Consider the following 18,645-nt stretch of genomic DNA (forward strand, 5'->3'; position numbering starts at 1 on the left):
GGAAGCGAGGCTTCCAAGTACAAAAATGGACAAATTCATAGAAAAACTCAAAGTTGTTTTCGGAGATAAGAACCTGCGCAACCGGGTCTATTTCGTTCTCGGCGCGCTTATTATCTTCCGCTTCCTTTCATCTATTCCCATTGCGGGCGTTGATAAACTCAAGCTCGATCAATTGCTGACAGGCAATCAATTCCTCGGCTTCTTGAACATTTTCTCCGGCGGCGGGCTCTCGACCCTTTCTATTGTCATGCTCGGAGTCGGCCCCTATATCACCGGCTCTATTATAATGCAGCTCCTTACTATCATCTTCCCCAAGCTTAAGGAGATGTATCAAGAGGATGGCGAAGCTGGCAGAAAGAAGTTCGTTCAATATTCACGTCTCCTCACCGTGCCTCTGGCAATCTTCCAGGGCTTCGGACTTTTATTTTTACTTCGCCAATCAGGCGTCGTTGTGGCCGACACTGTCTTCGATCAGATGGTTAACATCATCGTCGTCACTGGCGGCTCTGTCCTCGTGATGTGGATAGGCGAGCTTATGACCGAATATGGCATAGGCAACGGTACGTCTATAATAATCTTCGCAGGTATCATTGCACAGATGCCGTCGACTATCGGCCAGATGTTCGCCTCGTTTACTGTGGCGCAGATCCCGACCTATCTCGTATTTCTCGTAGTCTCCATCATCATCATCGCCGGTGTAGTAATAATTACAGAAGCAGAGCGCCCAGTGCCAGTGACTTATGCCAAGCGTGTGCGCGGGGCCAAGATGTACGGCGGTGTTTCGACGTATCTGCCGATACGCTTGAATCAGGCAGGCGTCATGCCGATAATTTTCGCGCTCTCGCTCTTGCTTTTGCCCCAGATGATAGCGACATTCCTCCTCGGCCTGCATCAGTCAACTTTGCAGGCGATAGGAACATTCCTTCGCGACTTGGTGGCGAACCAGCTTTACTATGCGATCTTCTATTTCCTTCTCGTTTTTCTCTTCACTTACTTCTATACGGCCATCACCTTCGACCCAGACAATATCGCGACAAACTTACAGAAGAACGGCGCCTTCATCCCCGGTGTTCGCCCCGGCAAGCCGACGGCCGAGCACTTATCCCGTATTCTCGTGCGCGTGACCTTTGTCGGCGCATTATTCCTTGGTATAATCGCAGTGTTACCTCTGGGCATCAGATCTATTACCGGCATCACCGCGTTATCTATCGGCGGTACCTCGCTCCTCATCGTTGTGTCCGTGGTGCTTGATCTCATTAAGCAGATGAACGCGCAGATCTCGATGAGAGAGTACTAAAGAATCAAGCGAAAAGGTTCAACCTTAAGTATCAAAAAGGTTGAACCTTAGAATTCCGCTTGATACAATATTCACATGCAACTCAAAACCGTCATCTTCATGGGTCGCTCCGGTTCCGGTAAGGGGACGCAGGCGAAGTTGCTTGTCGATGAACTCGTCCTAAAAGGCGTGAACGTTAACGACATAATGAACGTCTCATCCGGGGAACTCTTCCGCGCTTTTGCTAAGGATGGCGGTTATACTCAAGACAAGATTCGCGCCGTAATGGCGGCGGGCAATCGCGTCCCGGACTTCCTCGCTGTGCGCCTCTGGGGTAATTGGCTGGTGCAGACATATCGCCCGAGTTTGAATATTATTTTGGACGGCACCCCGCGCTCGCACGCCGAGGCGCGCATGCTCGAGAACGCCCTCGTTTTTTATGAACGCAACCCGATAGAGATCGTCAATATCAAAGTGTCTAACGAGTGGTCTATAGAACGCTTATCGGCGCGCAAACGCTTGGACGATTCATCCCTTGATACCATCAAGCATCGCCTCGCTTTTTATGAAGACGATGTGCTCGAGGCGATAGATTATTATCGCGGATCGCCCAAAGTCCGCTTCTCTGAGATTAACGGCGAACAGACGATAGAAGAGGTGCATAAAGATGTCTCAAAGGCGGTATTTGGATAAGGCGCAACCCCTCCCTCGCCCTCCCCGAAGGAGAGGGAAAATTCATGTCGTATATCAAATCTTCACAAGAAATAGAGATTTTGCGAGAAGGCGGGCGGAGGCTCGCTCTTGTGCTTAAAGAGGTTGCAGCCGCAACGAAGGCCGGAGTGATGCCGAAAGAGCTTGATGCGCTTGCAGAGAAATTAATTCGTGCGGGCGGTGATGAGCCGGCATTTTTAAACTATCAGCCCGACATGGCGCGCATACCATTCCCTGCGACATTATGTGTATCGGTAAACGACGCCGTTGTGCACGGTATTCCGGGCGAGACTCCGCTCGTGAACGGCGACATCGTCGGTCTCGACCTCGGGCTCAAACACCGAGGGCTTTTTACCGATGCCGCGGTCACTGTCGCTATCGGTAAAATCAGTAAAGAAGCAAAAGAGCTTATGAAAATCACGCGTGAAGCATTAGAGCTCGGCATCAATGAAGCTAGAGCCGGCAATTACACTGGCGACATTGGCTACGTCATCGAACGTCATGTTGCACCGCATCACTATGGTATTGTGCGCGAACTATCGGGCCACGGTGTCGGCCATGAGATTCATGAAGAGCCGTACATTCCCAATTATGGCAAAAGGGGAGAAGGCATGAAATTAAAAGCGGGCATGGTCATTGCGATTGAGCCGATGATAAACCTTGGTAGTGGCGATATCCGACTTGCAAAAGACAAATTCACCTACGCGACCAAAGACGGTTCTCTCTCCGCCCACTTCGAGCACACGCTGGTCATCACCGACGGCGCACCCGAAGTTCTCACGCGTTAAAATTCCCGAGGCCTCGGGGAACTATAATGAACCGCCGCCGGAATCTGACGTTGGGTCGAAGTATTCGTATTCGGCTGTGGCGGTGCTGGTGCCGACTGCATTGGCCATATAGCCACGTACCCAATACTCCACATCTACCGGATGTGTGAAGTCTATATACTGCCAGTCATCGGCGGGGTCTCCCCATATTGGCTCGGTTGCAAGCGGGAGAAAGGTTGGTCCATTAGGCCCCTCTGTGCTGTATCTAAGTTCCGCATAAGTGAGAGGATTACTACCGATTTCTGGCGACGCGAAGAGTCTATCGCCACGATGCATAATCCCGGCATCGTCTTCGTAAGAGAAATAATAAATATCTGTAGGGGCGTTAGGGACTACACCGGGTATCATTGCGATCACATTGGACGCGGTACTCGTCCCGGCGTTGTTTATTGCGAAAACTTTGAACGAATATTGCGTGCCGTTCGCGAGTTCGGTTATGAGATAACCTGTTGTGGTGCCTGTGCCGTCAACAAGAATGTCATCATTGCTCGTGAACCCATCTGTGCTCTTGTGAATTTCGTAATCCGTTAATTCTCCGCCGTCATCCGCTGGTGCTGACCAAGCGAGCGAAGCGCTTGCGTTGCCCCGTGTGGCGGTTAAACTTTGCGGCGCGCTTGGTGCGACTATCGGGCTTACCGGTGTTGCTGTCACAATGTCTGACGCCGAGCTCGTGCCCGCGCGATTGATAGCAAAAATTTTGAAATAATAAGCCGTACTATTTGTGAGCCCGGCGACGAGCGTACTTGTGGCGATACTGACACCGTCATCAAGTGTTGTATCCGTTTCAGAAAAATTATCGGTGCTCTCGTGAATTTCGTAATCGGTAATCGGAGCATCGGTAACTTCAGTCGGAGAGAGCCATGAGAGTAATACAGTCGCATCACCGGCAACAGCGAGCGGCGAGAGCGGCGCGCTAGACGTTGCATATGTCGGATCCGGTTCGGGTTCGGGCTCTGATGGCGGAGGTTTAACCTCCGCAATAGGGACGCCGGTACCGCCACCGCCGAAACCGGGCGAGAGAATTTGAAATACGCTCGTTATCGAGGCTGTCGGTTTTGGCAATTCTGCTTTCGGCGCCTCTGTCTTCACGGCAGGAGGTGCCGGTTCCACCGGCTTTTTCGGCATCGCACGTAACTCTGCGTGCTGTTCGCGCAGACCGATCGCGCGGTCTTGCAGACTTTGTATCTGGCGCACGAGAGCGTCGGTTTCTGCTTGAGTCAGTGTGCGCGGCGGTTGCGGGGCGGGTGCTACTTGGACGATAGCTTTCGGCGTCAGACCCGTCACGAACATCGTTTCTTTATGCGGTATAGGAATAATGATAGGCGTCGGTTTGCCGAGTATCGCGATAGTGAAGGCGGAAGCAACTGTGTAGAGCGCCCCGCCAACCCCCTTTGCTATTGCCGATGTTGTGGTTATTACTGCATTCGCGCTGTCACCGACGGTCTTCATGCCTAAGTTGGCCAGAGGGTCCGCGACAACGAAAACGAGGCTCTGGACTTTATGCACGAGCGAGAGTTCCGGTGGGTCGATGCACTTTTTGTCTGGTGCTTGCACATCGTTCGGCTTTAATTTATCCAAGGACTTCTGAATGGCCGAGACGATTTCTGCTCCGCGATATTTGAGATAGACAGTGGCGAAGCCGTGGCCGGTCTCGTCCCTCTCAAACTCGAGATCGATGTGCGTGTTGGGCGCCATTATAGTACGTGAAAGGGTAGAATTGACGATGCCTGCGATGACTTTATCGGTGTCGGAGGTGAGCCATTGCCCTCCGCCGGCTACGCGGGATGACGGCGTGGCAACACTGTACACGCCAATGGACTGTGGCGGAACATCCGGCCCCTCCCCAGCCCTCCCCGAAGGAGAGGGAGATGATGCCGTAACTTTGTCATAAAAGCTGTTGGCATAAAAATTGCCCTGTGAATGGGCAACGAGGAGGAGCTTTTGCGTTGTTACTTTCTGACTCGCGGAGTTCAGTATCTCCGTCAAGTCATAATCGCTCACGACCTCGTCGTCAAAGTACTTCTGATTTGCGGCATCCAAAATATCCTTAACCCCGGCAAGGTTGGTGTCGTTGAGGAGATATTGATAATCCAGACGTTCGTTTTTATAAGAAAGACCTAGAGTATCCCTAAGTGCTTTCATGTTTACTCTAGCTCCAGCGTCGTCTGTAAAAACACCGTTGACGGTTGCTACAGTGTATCCATCTTTCGTGCATTGGGTAACTACCGAGGCAAGAACAAAATTTGGTAGTAAACAGATACCTAAGATTAAGCCTGTTTTAACATTCATTTTAGTTAGGCAGTGTGGTTGGTTGTATGTCACACCCACCGTCAGATGGCCCCCCGCTTTGTAAATTATTGTTGATAAGGTCTTTAAGATATTTAGTTCTTGCTGTTGAGTTAAGCTGAAGTTTTTCAACAAAGCTTCTGTATTTATTTACATCAGCAATAAATTTTGTCATATCGGATCGCGAACTAAGACTCCACAAACATACATCTGCGTGGCCTTCTAAATCCTCAATTGTCGCCGAAACTGTTCCTCCGTTCACAAGCTGTAGCGTCATTTCGGTTTGTAATGCTAAGGCATACTGAAGAAGTGGAGAACGTATCTTGGCACTATCGGGATAGGTTTGGAATATTGCCAGTTCGACGTCGTCGCGGATGCCGTTTTTGTTGGCGTCTACGCCAGCAATAGTTGCATCCGGCGAGGCGGGGACAGGCGGCAAATTTTTACCCATTACATCATTCAGTGTAAGCTTGGTCGCATGGATGCGCGCAACTTGCACGGCTGTCTGCTTGGCTCGTTCGAGCACGTACATTCTGTAGAAGACCAACACCGCGAACAGCACAAAAATAACCGTCCCCGCTCGGGAAAGGTAAGTTGTAAGAGATTTTTTCATTTGCCGACACTATATACCTTTCATTCGATTTGCGCCACATTTTTATGCACCATAAAAGAGAACAAGCCCCGGAGTCTTGGGAGACTGGGGGCTTGTTCAGGTTGACGACGAATCTGATCATTCCAAGTTGGAGTGTCACCCGCCGAAGAGAAGAGAGAAGGCTTGCTAGCGTTCCTCCTCCTGTTTGCAGGCAGTGTTCTCGCTCTAACCGGTCGTTTCAAGTGCCAAGAACGACCGGGCTCACGTGTCGCCATGACGGGCGATTACACTGTTGACACTAGAACTCGGCCAGCAACCATCCTATTCTACTTCCGACCGCAATGGCTCGCTCAACGAGCACGCGCGGCGGTGGGGAGGGTGTTTTTTGCTGGTCTTATGACCATGCCCTGTTACGGGCAGATTCGTCTATTTCCTGAAAGAACGTAACCCGAAGATATTATACCCAAATTAACGTTCGGTCAAATCGCTTTTTGTGCTATTATATCCCCAGAATTTATTTATATATTAAGTACAAGTAATAATAAGAATAATATGTCAGAAGAAAATATGCCGGAGCCGGAGTTGGAGATAGTGCCGGAGCCCGAAAAAACACAAGTCCCTGCGCCCGTTATCTTCCCGGACATAGTGCCCAAAACAGACGAGCCGGAAAAGCCGACGATACACTAAATATTCTTAGCCTCGTTGTCCACTGTTTTATTTTGCGCGGCATACTCGGCGTTATATAATACAGGGATGGAAGGCTCACCGAAGCTCTATAAAGAGTCGCGCCCGTGGGGGAACTTCGAACGCTTCACCCTGAACGAACCGACGACAGTCAAGATAATCACGGTTAACCCCGATGAGGCCTTTAGTTTGCAAACACATGATCATCGCAACGAATTCTGGCGCGTGCTTAATGGCTCCGGCTTGGTGCAGATAGGGGAGGCGGAGCATGAGGCGCAGGAAGGCGATTCTTTCCTCATCAAGGCGCACGAGAAGCACCGCGCAACGGCCGGTACGAACGGGCTGGTTATGCTGGAAATTGCCTTCGGCGAGTTCGATGAAAAAGATCTTACTCGAATAGAAGATCGTTATGGGCGCGCTCAACAATAATCCTAATAATTTTTGGCCGGTCGTTTTATTCTTCCTCGCGATATTCGCCTTAGCCTTTTTCTATCATTGGCTCACACGCAAGAAAATTTCGGCGCCGGTCATACTCCTTCGCTTGCCCGAGAATCCCATCCTCTCGCCCGTCAAAGAACATTGGTGGGAGTCAGAGGCGGTCTTCAATCCCGCAGCGTTCGTGGATGACGGCAAAGTACACCTCTTCTATCGCGCCTTGGGCCGTGATGGCATTTCGCGCATTGGCTACGCCTGGAGTACGGACGGCTTGCACTTCGAGCGTTTGTCATACCCCGTATTCTCTGCCGAGAACGTGCAGGAAGTGAAGAGCCACTTCCCCTACACCTCGCCGGTGCGCTTGTCCTATGACACGGTCAACAATCCATCCGGTGGCGGCTGGGGAGGCTTAGAAGACCCGCGGGCTATAAAGATTGACGGCCGTATTTACCTTACCTTCAACGCTTTCAACGGCTGGGAGTCGATGCGCGTCGGCTTGACCTCGATAAGCGAAGAAGATTTTAAAAATAAGAATTGGAACTGGCGCAAGTTCGTCTACCTTACCGACGAACGCAACAAGAATTGGATGTTCTTCCCCGATAAAATTAACGACAAGTTCGCGCTCCTCCACAGTATCTACAGCGAGAATGGCGAACGCGTCCAGATTAAATATCTTGATAGCTTGCATATTCACGGCCCGCTCCAGAATCTCAAGTCCGCCGACCCGCACAGGCTTAAGGACCAGAAGATAGCCTGGCACTATCGCATCCGCAGTGCCGGCACGCCGCCGTTGCGCACCAAGTACGGCTGGCTGGTCTTGTACCACGCAATGGATCCGAATGAGCCGAGCCGGTACAAAGTCGGCGCCCTGCTCCTCGACCTCGCTTCGCCCACCAAGGTCATCGCGCGGAGCGACCATCCTATCCTCGAGCCGGACATGTGGTACGAGAACGATTGGAAGCCGGGGATAGTCTACGCCTCCGGTGCTGTAGTTCTCGGTGAAGATCTCATGGTCTACTACGGCGGCGGTGACAAATATGTCGCCGGCGCAAAAGTGAATTTGGAGTTGCTTATCAAGAGCCTAATGCGACAGTAGTTCTCGCCTAGGCCGGTCTGTCATACGGCGGCCTTTTTTGCTATACTGTCGTCGTCAGAATTATATGAAAAAGTGGGAAATAGTCGTGGAAAAGTTTCTTGATGAATGGCGGGACAAGCCGGAGGTTTTAGGCGCTATTGTCGGAGGCAGTCATGCGGTGGGGAATGAGACGGACCTTTCGGACATTGATCTTCAGGTGGTTTTGAAAAACGATATTCCGTGGAGAGACCGAGGGCTTACATGCATCGATGGAATTATTATTGAATATTTCCTTGTACCTATAGGAAACTATAAAATCTATTCCGAGCAGGGAATCAACAGAGACCAGATCAAAGTAGATGCCAGAATATTTTCGACCGGAAAGGTTGTATTAGACAAAGACGGCAGTATGGCAGAACTGGTCAAAGAAGCTTATGAGAAATTGAAGAAAGAATTTCCCGTCTATCCGGACGAGGCAAAAGCCTTGATGCAAAAACACCTTTGGGACACGCATGATCATTTGGAAGAATACACTAAATATCCCTCACCGATGTTCGGTATCCTATACGGCATTTTACTGAATGATATTCTAGAATTCTACGCGCGAGTTACTCGCACGGAAAGATTGCCTTTAGAAAGAGCCCATAAATTGATTACAAATGAAGTCTATAGAGAAAGATATGGATTCCCAAGAGTATCAGACAAAAAATTCGAGACACTTCTACTGTCGGCGATAGAAAAGCAAGATTTCGCAAATATTGATGCGCTCTATACCTATGCCCAAGAACTCGGTGGGGGCTTCGACCAGTGTAATTGGTATTTAAGACGGAAATCACTGGTGCAAGTGGTGAATAAATAATAATGATTGATATTGCGCCGGATTGCTAGTATTATGTCTGATATTCATGTCTTGGTTACTCATTGCCCTTATTGGGCCTATACTCTACGCTGTCGCTAATCATATCGATAAGCATGTTATCGAGCGATACTTGAAGGGAGGGGTCGCAGGCGCACTTATAATATTTTCATCCCTCTTCAGTATCGTGGCGTTGCCGGTGCTTACTTACTTCGAGCCGTCGGTACTTGATGTTACTCTTTTGCAGGGGGTTTACCTTGCTCTGAACGGCATGCTCGTCGTGTTTGCCTTCCTCGCTTATTTCTACGCGCTCACTTATGATGAAGCATCATATGTTGTCCCATGGTATCAGACCATACCGATCTTCGGATTCATTCTCGGCTATTTTATATTAGGCGAGAAAATTTCCCAGACTCAAGCTCTGGCGTCCGCATTCATTCTCGCCGGTGCAATAATTCTATCGCTCGACTTCGGCGGCAAAAAGATGCACTTTAAACGCGAGGTTGCTTTCCTTATGCTCGGCGCCTCGCTACTTTATGCAATCAATGGAGTTGTATTTAAAGTTATTGCAACCGACGCCGGTTTCTGGGTCAGCGTATTCTGGGGGCTCGTGGGCAAAGTTATCCTTGGCTTCGCCTTCCTCGCCTTCATTCCCTCATATCGCAATCAATATTTATACTTGTTACGACATAGCGGTTTGACAGTACTGGGCTTTAATTCTTTAAGCGAATTTCTCTCGATGATTGCAGAAGCGGCCATGCAATATGTGACCCTGCTTGTACCCGTCGGGATAGCGCTTCTTGCCAACTCGTTCCAGCCATTCTTCGTTCTTATTATCGGTAGTCTCATCGCATTCTTCTGGCCGAGCAAAGAGGCCGAATCGCTCCGAGCCGGCAAAATGACCCAAAAAGTTGTAGGCATAGCCATTATGGTCCTGGGGAGCTATCTGATCGGGGTATAAAAGATTTTATTTGCGATGATTTTTAAATCCTAGTATACTGTCCTCACTATGCATTTTGGCGAACATCTGATGATTGACGGTTATGGTGGCGACACGGAACTTTTGAATTCCGAGGCACTCGTCCGTAAAATTCTGACAGAATTACCAGTGCAGTTAGGGATGCAAACTTTGGCGGCACCCGTAATAATTTCTGCTCCCGACAACGATAAAAAAGACCCCGGTGGCTGGAGCGGCTTCGTCGTTATTGCCGAGAGTCATGTGAGTATTCATACTTTTCCCAAGCGCGGTTTCGTCAGTATCGATGTGTACACCTGTAGGAATGGACTCGATATTGAAACTATCAAAGCCTATTTCACCGGCTCATTCGCGCTCGCCGAACTCGAGACCAACTTCGTCTTACGCGGTAAGAAGTATCCGCAACAAAACATTCATGCATGACAGAGCTTCCAGCCTTTCCCGAATTTAAGCAGATAGAGCTGGCAGACCGATCGTCGGTAGAAAAACTGACAGAAAAATTTCCGCCATATTCAGACTTTCATTTCTCCAGTTTGTATTCTTGGGACATCAACAAAAAAATGGGATTATCCGTGCTGAACGGCAATCTGGTGGTTTTGTTCAATGATTATATTTCCGGAAGTTTTTTCCTGACATTTATTGGAGATTCAAAGATTTCTGAAACAGCCTCCATACTGCTAGATTTTTCAAAACAGAATGGTTATGAAAGCTCCCTAAAACTTATTCCCGAAGAAATGGCAAAAGTATTGTCGGAAACAGGATTCTCTGTAGAGCCCGATGCCGGAGCTCATGATTACATCTATTCGATTGAACGTCTCGCAAACATGGAAGAATGGAGTAAGAGCACACAAAAGAAGCAGATCAGAAAATTTATGGATACGAACCCTCAGTACTCCGCTCGGATATTACCCACTAAGGAATTAGACAAACGAGAATACCTCGAACTTTTTAAACAATGGGCAACCAACAAAAATCTCCTTGATCACACGGAGTTGAACGAGTATAAAGCCTTTAGCCGGCTTCTGGCCGAAAACAATGGCGATGTTGAAATGTTGTCTATATATAGCGACGAGTCGTGTAAAAAAATGATCGGATTTACATCGTTTGAAACGATATCCGATGACTACGCCATAGCGCATTTTTCTAAAGCCGATATTAAGCATCACGCCGCAATTTACTGCGTTTTGATATGGGAAGAGGCGAAATATCTTCAGAAAAAGGGTATAAAGCACTACAATTGGGAACAGGACCTGGATATACCTGGACTACGCACTTTCAAAATGTCCTACAAGCCGGAATTTTTCTTAAAGCAGTACACGGTGAGTTTACCTGTGTTGTCGTCACAATCGTAGCCAACCTCGTATTAAATAGCCCCAAATGATAATCATTGACCTGAAATTTCTTGTTAGAAAACGAGCGAATTTATTTTTTCTTATCGACAATCTCTCTTTTCCTATTGATTCAATGCACCGAGATTACAACCGTGAGTGGCTGGAGCTTTTCGGACAACTGTCGGATAGCGAGAATAATGCGCTCGAAAAATACAGGTTGTTTAAAAAGTCTATCTGGGACAGAGGGGGAGGCAAACTACTTACTCGTTTTGAATCTGCCTTTTATCAATTTTCAGAATTAGACCTGAGAGAAGAAAAATTATTACTAAATATTCTTACCGAAGAAGAGTCTGGCGAATTAGATAAAATCTTTAGCTATTTTCAAGGCAGGTTTGAACTAATGTGGGAAAATTATTGTCGGATTCTCTCGAATAATCTTATCTTTCTTGAAAACGATTTTGCTTCCGTTCAACAAGTGTTTAGTGAGACACTCTCTGTAATTGGCGGGTTGTATGGGGTTAATAATTTTAACGATCGAATCGAAGTCTTTCTTATGATGCGACCGGCCACCGGGTTTTCCGGAGGGAGAATGATTAGCCGAAAGCCCCCTATAGTAATGATCGAGAGCGGGATTTCTAAACCACAAGATCTTGACCAAATAAATCATCTGCGGCTATTACTTTTTCATGAGCTCACTCACGCCTGTTTTGAAAACGAACGTTTTTTAAAATTTCTCGGTGAATATATCGAAAAGAAAACTCCACTCACTCACTTTCTTGAGAAATACCCCTCAACAAAGACTCCAGCTTTGGCCACCCGCCGAGCAATGCGAGAAATGATTATTAACTCCATTGAATATAGTACGTACGTTCGAGGTCGGCTTGAACAAGGTTGTGAGATAAATTCCAATAATGGGGAAACTATTCTGAACGAAATTCGAAACAAAAAATCTTTTAAACTCGCGAAAGGCACCCAAGAGAAACGCTCTATTATTTTGACCAGCGGAGAGGATACTTACCGGTATGTCGCGTGGAAGCTAGAAGGAATTGTGCGACCATATCTTGATAATAAAAAGCGCATAGATGATGAATTCTTAGACGGTGTTTATGATGTCTTAAAAGCATTTCCGGATAACCTTCTTGATGATTTGAAATTGTGAACAAAAAGGCTGGCTCCCTAGAAACCCAGGAACCAGCCAAACTCCTCATCCTTTCTGTTAGTGATCAAGGATGTGTCTAAGGAGGTTCTTCGAAAATTCCCTGATTGCTTCGCATCGATAGCTCCTCTCTTTCCAGAAAGCTTCTGGTGAGACTTCGGCTTTATTGGCAGGGCAGTCTCCCTTACAACCAAATTGAGCGAAGCAGTTCTGGCAGTCGGGAATACTCCTGACATTGAATTGCCGGAGGTGTCTGTATCGGTCTGCATCGAACACGAAAGCCTGTTGTTTTGGATCGTACTGTCCGAAACAAAATAGCAAAGCAGCGTCGTTTGCGCCCACACCGGCCATTCTATGGCAGGAAACAACTCGGCCGTCATAGGTGATTGTGAAGTTCTTGCCAGCGGCTCCACAAAAAGCGCTACCCGTTGTCCGCCACGCCTGTGCAAGCGATGTTCTTATGCTAACGTTCAACGTTTTGGCAACTTCAGACGCCTCAGTGAATTTCCCTAAGAATAGGGAGTCCACTGGTGGTTGAGCAAGCGGATTGACTTTCGCTCTCCCCATCGCGAAAAGTGGTTCGTAGGTTTGGACGCAACCAGGGAATCGTTCCCCGAAAAATCTCACCATTTCAGTCAGACGGTGAACGCTTGCTGCGGAAATGGTGGAACGGAACCTTAGTTTGTGCGGTGCAATCTGATAGATTTCCGTTGCCGCATCGAACACGCGGTCGAAACTCTTGCCCCGTTGCGCATCGTGGATATCCTTGGGCCCATCCACGGATAGTAGTATGTTGTCCATGTTCTCGGCGAGCCACCTGGCCTTTTGAGACGACATACAACCGTTGGTAGTGATTCCTGCCGAGCTCTCGAGACCCTGTTCTGACGCTTGCGCGTGGAGGTACTGTACCGCTCCGACCAAGGTAGTCCAAGGTAGTGTCGGTTCACCGCCGAACATCCATGCACCGACCTTGCGCTTTCCTGAGTCTCTCGCAGATTTTATGAGATGGTCGACAGTAGCTCGGACAACCTCAGTCGGCATCGTTATGGTTTCTGTCGGCCGCGGGACGTAACCTCCAAAGCAGTAGATGCACCCAAGCTTGCACTGGTTAGTGAGCATCAAGGTTGCACCCGTAAAGAGGTAGTTCGGTTCTTCCGCTACCTCTTTTTGTATCGTCGAAGTCGGGGCGGTTACAAAATCTGGGATTGTTTCTGCAACATTCGCTTCGACCCGATACACCTTTCGCATTGTGGGAACGTAAATAATGACGCTATCTCCGTCTTGAATCTTGAAGAGTCGGTGTTGAACAAGTTCCATGGATAACCTCCGTTATTATGGATCGAGGGTGGAAGCTATACGCTTCCACCCTCGATCTTCTTCGAGTCAACGACAGTTAGTTGTTACTCGCCGCAGCTGTCTCCATCTCCCCAGCAACCGTCTTGGTCCGAGTCGCATGCACTGCAACTTCGTGACGTGTCGGATGGAAGCGATGCGCTTGCGCAGGCAAGCCCTTCCAGCTGCTCCAGGGTCAAAGTCGGCTCTCTCATAGGCACCTCCTTTCGTTGTCGAAGATCATTGTCAAGCTGATTCTACCCCCCCCCTATTGCAATTTGTCAAGTCCTTCGACTGAGCGAATTCCAAAGTGATTCCAAAACCTTAACTGTTAGACGGGCATGTACACCCGGATACTTACTAACCTACGCCATTGGGGATATATAGTCGATTTACCAACTTCTCTCTGTTAGGTTCTTGTGATACGATTAGTGTATGGATAGAATCTCAAAAGTGTTACTGGGTGCGATAGTATGCCTAGTTGTATCTTCGGTATTATATTCATTTTATTCGACAGTCGTTCGACAAGATTTTCAGGTGAGCGACACGACTCCCGCAACCGAATAATTACATATATTCCCATGCAATCAGATCAAAATCAATATTGGTCAATGACAGAAGGTGTCTTTAACTGTCTCATTGACACCGAGCGAACCGAAGCCTTTCAAAAAGCTATACGAAATACGGTAAAAAGGGGTGATATTGTTGTCGATCTCGGGTCTGGCTCCGGGGTCATGGCTATGTTCGCCGCCGACGCAGGTGCGGCAAAGGTATACGCCGTTGAAATAGATTTGCGCAATATAAAAACGCTCCGAGATACGTTTGCAAAAAATGGATATGCAGACGTGATTACAGTTATCGAGGGGGATGCCACAAGTGTTGTGTTGCCAGAAAAAGTTGATGTGATTATCGCAGAGATGGTTGCGACTGGCCTGATTGAAGAACTACAAATTCCAGCGATGAATAATGCGCTCATGTATAAAAAGGAGAGAACACGCGTTGTTCTAAGCCGAATTGATAACTATATTGATCTCGTTTTTAATAATCCTGTATTTTATAATCACACGTTCAATATCTTCCGTTACGAATATCCGGACATCGAGCAGCTACGATCAAATAGTTTTTCTGACAGGATTATATATTCTTCTATAGACTTCAACCATGTATGCAGTGAGAGGAATGTGGATGCAACATACGAAGTCTCGATTACTAACGACGGGGTGATTAATGCGCTCAGAATAAGCACCGACACTTTTTTTGCTGACAATTCAACACTTGGTCCTACCTATGCCTACGCATATCCGTTAATTCTCCCCATCCCCGAATCCAAGGTTAAAAAAGGAGATATTTTTTCGGTAAAAGTGTCCTACGAGCTCTGCGGAGGTTTCGATGGGTTCTCATACTCGGTAACTAAAAAAAATGTTTAGCAACTACTATTGCCCGGGAAATCTCTCCGTGCTCGGGGCCTTTGATTTCAGTTATGCCCCCACGCTCATTTTTTATGCTTACATACCAATAATTCTTGTCTCGATATTTTTCGGATTATTGCTTATTTTCAGAGATAAGTTTTCTATTCAGGGAAAGCTTATCTTTCTGCTTTCACTCTTCTTTTCGTTTTGGAATCTTAATGTTATTGCCGAGTGGATAACCGTCCCCGTCAACCTAAATCATTTTTTTTGGCAACTAACCATGCTGTTTGAGATGCCGATTCCGCTACTCGCGATATACCTCACTCTTGTTTTTATCTACAAAAAGGATATTTCGAGCAAGTTAAAAATATTACTGACTATATTTTTCCTGCCGGTCCCACTGCTTCTGGCGACCGTCTATAATATCGGCGTATTTGATGTGCAAAATTGTCAGCCAGCAGTCGGTTGGTTAACGTATTACGTCTATGCGATCGAGATTTTTTCCATTCTATGGATTGTTATAGCCGCGTATAGAAAATACCAGATCGAATCAAGCCCCTCCGAAAAAAAACAAATTCTTCTGATGGTTTCTGGTATATCACTATTTCTCCTTACCTTTTCTTTGTCGAATATTCTCGGCGAGTGGACTCAATTTTATCAAATCAACCTTATCGGTCCTATTGGTATGGTGGTGTTTCTGGCGCTCATGACTTACCTTATCGTCAAGTTCAAGACCTTCAATATCAAGCTTATTGGTACACAGGCTTTGGTGTGGGCGCTTATTATACTTATCGGGTCGGAGTTTTTCTTCATCCAAACAAACGTCAATAGAATTCTCACTGCCGTTACCCTTGTAATATCGGCTTGGATGGGTCTCATAATTGTGAGAAGCGTAAAGAAGGAAATTGAGGCTCGTGAGATTATCGAAGGTATGGCGAAGAAACTTGAGGGGGTTAACACCGAGCTCGAGGGTGCCAATGCCAAGCTCAAGGTACTTGACCAACAGAAGTCGGAGTTTGTCTCTATTGCTTCGCATCAGTTGCGGTCGCCGCTCACAGTCATTAAGGGCTATTTATCCATGATGATCGAGGGCGAGCCGGAGTTGGCCGACCTTAAGGCGGGGACTATCACGCCGAAGGGGGTGGAGGTCATGAACACGATGTTCCAATCGACCAACCGCTTGGCGCATATTATTGAAGACTTCTTGAACGTCTCGCGCATCGAGCAGGGCAAGATGAAATACGAGATGAGCGACTTCGACATCCGCCAGATGGCGCGGGAAGTGGTGGGTGAATTCCAAGCCGAGGTGGGCGAGAGGAAACTGACGCTTATCTGCACCGACAAGTCGCCAAACGCGAGCTATATGGTCTACGCCGACGCGGGCAAGCTCCGCCAAGTCATCGGCAATATTATTGACAACTCTATCAAGTACACGCCGCAGGGCGGGATCACTGTCTATCTTGAACGTCTGGCGGATAGTACTAGACTTTCGGTGAAGGACACCGGCATCGGCATCTCGGCCGAGAACCTTAAGAATTTGTTCCAGAAGTTCTCTCGCGCATCGAACGGCGGTAAGGTCAACGTGACAGGATCCGGCCTCGGCCTCTTCGTCGCTGTCGAAATTATGAAGGCGCATAAAGGCAAGCTGTGGGCAGAGTCGGATGGAGAAGGCAAGGGCTCAACTTTCGTGATAGAACTTCCAATTAAAAAACGGAATTAAAGAATTTGAGAATTAAAGAATCATTCCAAAATTCATAAATTCTAAGATTCCGTCCAAATTATGTATATCATCAAGCGCAGCACGCACAATCCGCTCATTGCACCATTGAATGACAAGCAGTGGGAGTCGCGCGCGACATTCAACCCTTGCCCCGTCCGGCAAGGCAAGACGACGCACATGCTCTATCGCGCCTTGAGCCGGCCGGATGCCTTGCGCGAGCCCGAAGGCTTATCAACGATCGGCAAGGCAATCACAATGGACGGTGAACACTTCCAGGCGCGCAGGGCGTTCATCGTGCCGGAGCAGCCGTGGGAGAAGTATGGCTGTGAAGACCCGCGCGTTACATTCTTCGAGGGGAATTATGTGACGTTCTATACTGCTCTGGGTGGGATGCCCTTTGGCCCCGGCAATATCAAGGTGGCAGTGGCGCTGTCTAAAGATATGGAGCGCATCGACGAGAAGCATCTGGTCACACCCTTTAATGCCAAGGCGATGGTGCTCTTCCCCGAGCGAGTCGGCGGCAAGGTTACGGCAATATTCAGCGCGCACACCGATGAGCCACCGGTCAAGACTGTAATCGTCCAGGCCGACAAGCTCGAAGACTTTTGGGATTTGAAATTTTGGGAAAAGTGGCACGCGGAAATTGACGAGCACATCGTTAATCCTTTGCGCTTCAGCCACGACCATATCGAGGTTGGGGCGCCGCCATTGCGTACCAAAGACGGCTGGCTCTTGTTCTATTCTTATATCCAGAATTATTTCGGCGGAGGGGAGCGCGTCTTCGGCATCGAGGCATTACTCCTCGACTTCGATGACCCGCGCCAGATAGTCGGCCGGACGAAGGGGCCGATCATGGTGCCGGAAGAAACTTACGAGAAGTACGGCATGGTGCCGAACATCGTCTTCCCCACGGGCGCGCTCCTGAACACGAACGGCCGCGTGGATATTTATTACGGTGCGGCGGATACTGTCTGTGCGCGAGCCTCGTTAAGTTTACAAGATTTACTCAGCGCTATGGTGCCGGAACGGCGCGCCCAACTCGCCGTGCGCGCGAAGGAGAATCCGATTCTTAAACCTGCTGAGGGCCACTCGTGGGAAAGCAAAGCGGTCTTCAACCCCGGGGCTATCGAGATAGACGACACTATCTATTTGCTTTACCGCGCGATGGGTAACGATAATAATTCTGTTCTCGGCTATGCATCGACCAAAAATGGCGTGAAGATAACAGAGCGTCTGGATCAGCCAGCCTATGTCCCGCGTGAAGACTTCGAGAAGAAAAGGGGTGGCAATACCTCGGGCTGTGAGGACCCGCGCCTGACCAGAATAGACAATACAATTTACTTGGCTTACACGGCGTTCAACGGCGTCGACCCATGGCACGCGGCACTCTCCTCGATATCCGTAAAAGATTTCTTGGCCAAGCGCTGGGATATGTGGGAGAAGCCTCAACGTGTTACTCCGCCCCAGATACAGGATAAAGACGCCTGCCTTCTGCCAGAGAAAGTTGCTGATCAATACATGATCTTCCATCGCATCGATCCGATGATTTGCGCCGACTTTGTTGACTCTCTCGACTTCGCTAAGACTCCGCTCACGCGTTGTATCGAGATAATGGGGCCGCGGCCGGGTATGTGGGATAGCGCTAAGATCGGTATCGCCGGCCCGCCTATAAAGACAGATGCCGGCTGGCTTTTGCTCTATCACGGCGTGTCCAAGACCTCTACATACAGACTCGGTGCTGTACTATTGGACTTGAAGAATCCCTCGATAGTGCTCTCGCGCTCTGTGGACACTATCTTCGAACCGCTTGAGGAGTACGAGCGCGTCGGCCAAGTACGCAATGCTGTGTTCTCGTGCGGGGCGGTGTTGCGCGGCAAGACCATCTATGTGTATTATGGCGGGGCGGATACGGTCGTGGGCGTAGCGAAGATAGCACTCGACAAGTTGCTCAAAATCCTGGCGCCGAAGAATTTATAAAA

General features: G+C 48.5%; 17 protein-coding genes. 14 read left to right on the forward strand and 3 right to left on the reverse strand.

Annotated features, from left to right (window positions below):
- Nucleotides 1-25 precede the first annotated feature (25 nt).
- From secY to map, 3 genes are all read left to right on the forward strand, one after another.
- On the forward strand, nucleotides 26-1,297 hold the full coding sequence (gene secY / locus WC764_03370; protein ID MFA6006736.1) for a preprotein translocase subunit SecY: 1,272 nt from the start codon (nucleotides 26-28) through the stop codon (nucleotides 1,295-1,297).
- A gap of 75 nt (nucleotides 1,298-1,372) precedes the next feature.
- Nucleotides 1,373-1,969: a nucleoside monophosphate kinase gene (locus WC764_03375; GenBank protein ID MFA6006737.1), complete on the forward strand. Its 597-nt coding sequence runs from the start codon at nucleotides 1,373-1,375 to the stop codon at nucleotides 1,967-1,969.
- A gap of 44 nt (nucleotides 1,970-2,013) precedes the next feature.
- A complete protein-coding gene (map, locus tag WC764_03380) occupies nucleotides 2,014-2,775 on the forward strand; it encodes a type I methionyl aminopeptidase (protein MFA6006738.1) in 762 nt (253 codons plus the stop codon).
- A gap of 21 nt (nucleotides 2,776-2,796) precedes the next feature.
- Here the strand turns inward: map and WC764_03385 are convergent, their stop codons facing one another.
- Both WC764_03385 and WC764_03390 read right to left on the reverse strand, forming a co-directional pair.
- Nucleotides 2,797-5,103 carry a fibronectin type III domain-containing protein gene (locus WC764_03385; protein MFA6006739.1) on the reverse strand — a complete coding sequence of 769 codons (2,307 nt, stop codon included), beginning with the start codon at nucleotides 5,101-5,103 and terminating at the stop codon, nucleotides 2,797-2,799.
- A gap of 1 nt (nucleotide 5,104) precedes the next feature.
- Complete coding sequence (locus tag WC764_03390) at nucleotides 5,105-5,713, reverse strand: hypothetical protein (protein ID MFA6006740.1); 609 nt, start codon at nucleotides 5,711-5,713, stop codon at nucleotides 5,105-5,107.
- 531 nt (nucleotides 5,714-6,244) lie between these two features.
- On the opposite strand from WC764_03390, the gene WC764_03395 reads away from it, so the two are divergent.
- The 8 genes from WC764_03395 (at nucleotide 6,245) to WC764_03430 (ending at nucleotide 12,208) form a co-directional block, all read left to right on the forward strand.
- Nucleotides 6,245-6,379 (forward strand): hypothetical protein, encoded by a 135-nt coding sequence (locus WC764_03395; GenBank protein ID MFA6006741.1) that lies wholly within the window; start codon nucleotides 6,245-6,247, stop codon nucleotides 6,377-6,379.
- 66 nt (nucleotides 6,380-6,445) lie between these two features.
- Nucleotides 6,446-6,805 carry a phosphomannose isomerase type II C-terminal cupin domain gene (locus WC764_03400; GenBank protein MFA6006742.1) on the forward strand — a complete coding sequence of 120 codons (360 nt, stop codon included), beginning with the start codon at nucleotides 6,446-6,448 and terminating at the stop codon, nucleotides 6,803-6,805.
- Nucleotides 6,786-7,907 (forward strand): hypothetical protein, encoded by a 1,122-nt coding sequence (locus tag WC764_03405; GenBank protein MFA6006743.1) that lies wholly within the window; start codon nucleotides 6,786-6,788, stop codon nucleotides 7,905-7,907. The genes WC764_03400 and WC764_03405 overlap by 20 nt, the downstream gene beginning before the upstream one ends.
- Nucleotides 7,908-7,971: 64 nt before the next feature.
- Entirely contained in the window at nucleotides 7,972-8,745 is a 774-nt protein-coding gene (locus WC764_03410) for a nucleotidyltransferase domain-containing protein (protein MFA6006744.1), read from the forward strand.
- Between the two features lie 46 nt (nucleotides 8,746-8,791).
- Nucleotides 8,792-9,703: an EamA family transporter gene (locus WC764_03415; protein MFA6006745.1), complete on the forward strand. Its 912-nt coding sequence runs from the start codon at nucleotides 8,792-8,794 to the stop codon at nucleotides 9,701-9,703.
- Nucleotides 9,704-9,751: 48 nt separating this feature from the next.
- Nucleotides 9,752-10,141, forward strand: coding sequence for an S-adenosylmethionine decarboxylase (locus tag WC764_03420; GenBank protein ID MFA6006746.1), 390 nt, complete (start codon nucleotides 9,752-9,754; stop codon nucleotides 10,139-10,141).
- Nucleotides 10,138-11,070: a phosphatidylglycerol lysyltransferase domain-containing protein gene (locus tag WC764_03425; protein ID MFA6006747.1), complete on the forward strand. Its 933-nt coding sequence runs from the start codon at nucleotides 10,138-10,140 to the stop codon at nucleotides 11,068-11,070. The genes WC764_03420 and WC764_03425 overlap by 4 nt, the downstream gene beginning before the upstream one ends.
- Nucleotides 11,071-11,095: 25 nt before the next feature.
- Nucleotides 11,096-12,208 (forward strand): hypothetical protein, encoded by a 1,113-nt coding sequence (locus WC764_03430; protein ID MFA6006748.1) that lies wholly within the window; start codon nucleotides 11,096-11,098, stop codon nucleotides 12,206-12,208.
- 57 nt (nucleotides 12,209-12,265) lie between these two features.
- On the opposite strand, the gene WC764_03435 is transcribed toward WC764_03430, so the two are convergent.
- Nucleotides 12,266-13,522 carry a radical SAM protein gene (locus WC764_03435; GenBank protein ID MFA6006749.1) on the reverse strand — a complete coding sequence of 419 codons (1,257 nt, stop codon included), beginning with the start codon at nucleotides 13,520-13,522 and terminating at the stop codon, nucleotides 12,266-12,268.
- Nucleotides 13,523-14,010: 488 nt separating this feature from the next.
- On the opposite strand from WC764_03435, the gene WC764_03440 reads away from it, so the two are divergent.
- The 3 genes from WC764_03440 to WC764_03450 are packed head-to-tail and all read left to right on the forward strand — an operon-like array spanning nucleotide 14,011 to nucleotide 18,643.
- Complete coding sequence (locus WC764_03440) at nucleotides 14,011-14,964, forward strand: 50S ribosomal protein L11 methyltransferase (protein MFA6006750.1); 954 nt, start codon at nucleotides 14,011-14,013, stop codon at nucleotides 14,962-14,964.
- Nucleotides 14,957-16,666: an ATP-binding protein gene (locus WC764_03445; GenBank protein MFA6006751.1), complete on the forward strand. Its 1,710-nt coding sequence runs from the start codon at nucleotides 14,957-14,959 to the stop codon at nucleotides 16,664-16,666. Before WC764_03440 ends, WC764_03445 begins: the two co-directional genes overlap by 8 nt.
- Nucleotides 16,667-16,726: 60 nt before the next feature.
- Entirely contained in the window at nucleotides 16,727-18,643 is a 1,917-nt protein-coding gene (locus WC764_03450; protein ID MFA6006752.1) for a hypothetical protein, read from the forward strand.
- Nucleotides 18,644-18,645: the final 2 nt, after the last annotated feature.

Source organism: Candidatus Paceibacterota bacterium, assembly GCA_041660505.1.
Taxonomy (GTDB): domain Bacteria; phylum Patescibacteriota; class Minisyncoccia; order Phycocordibacterales; family JACRKE01; genus JBAZWG01.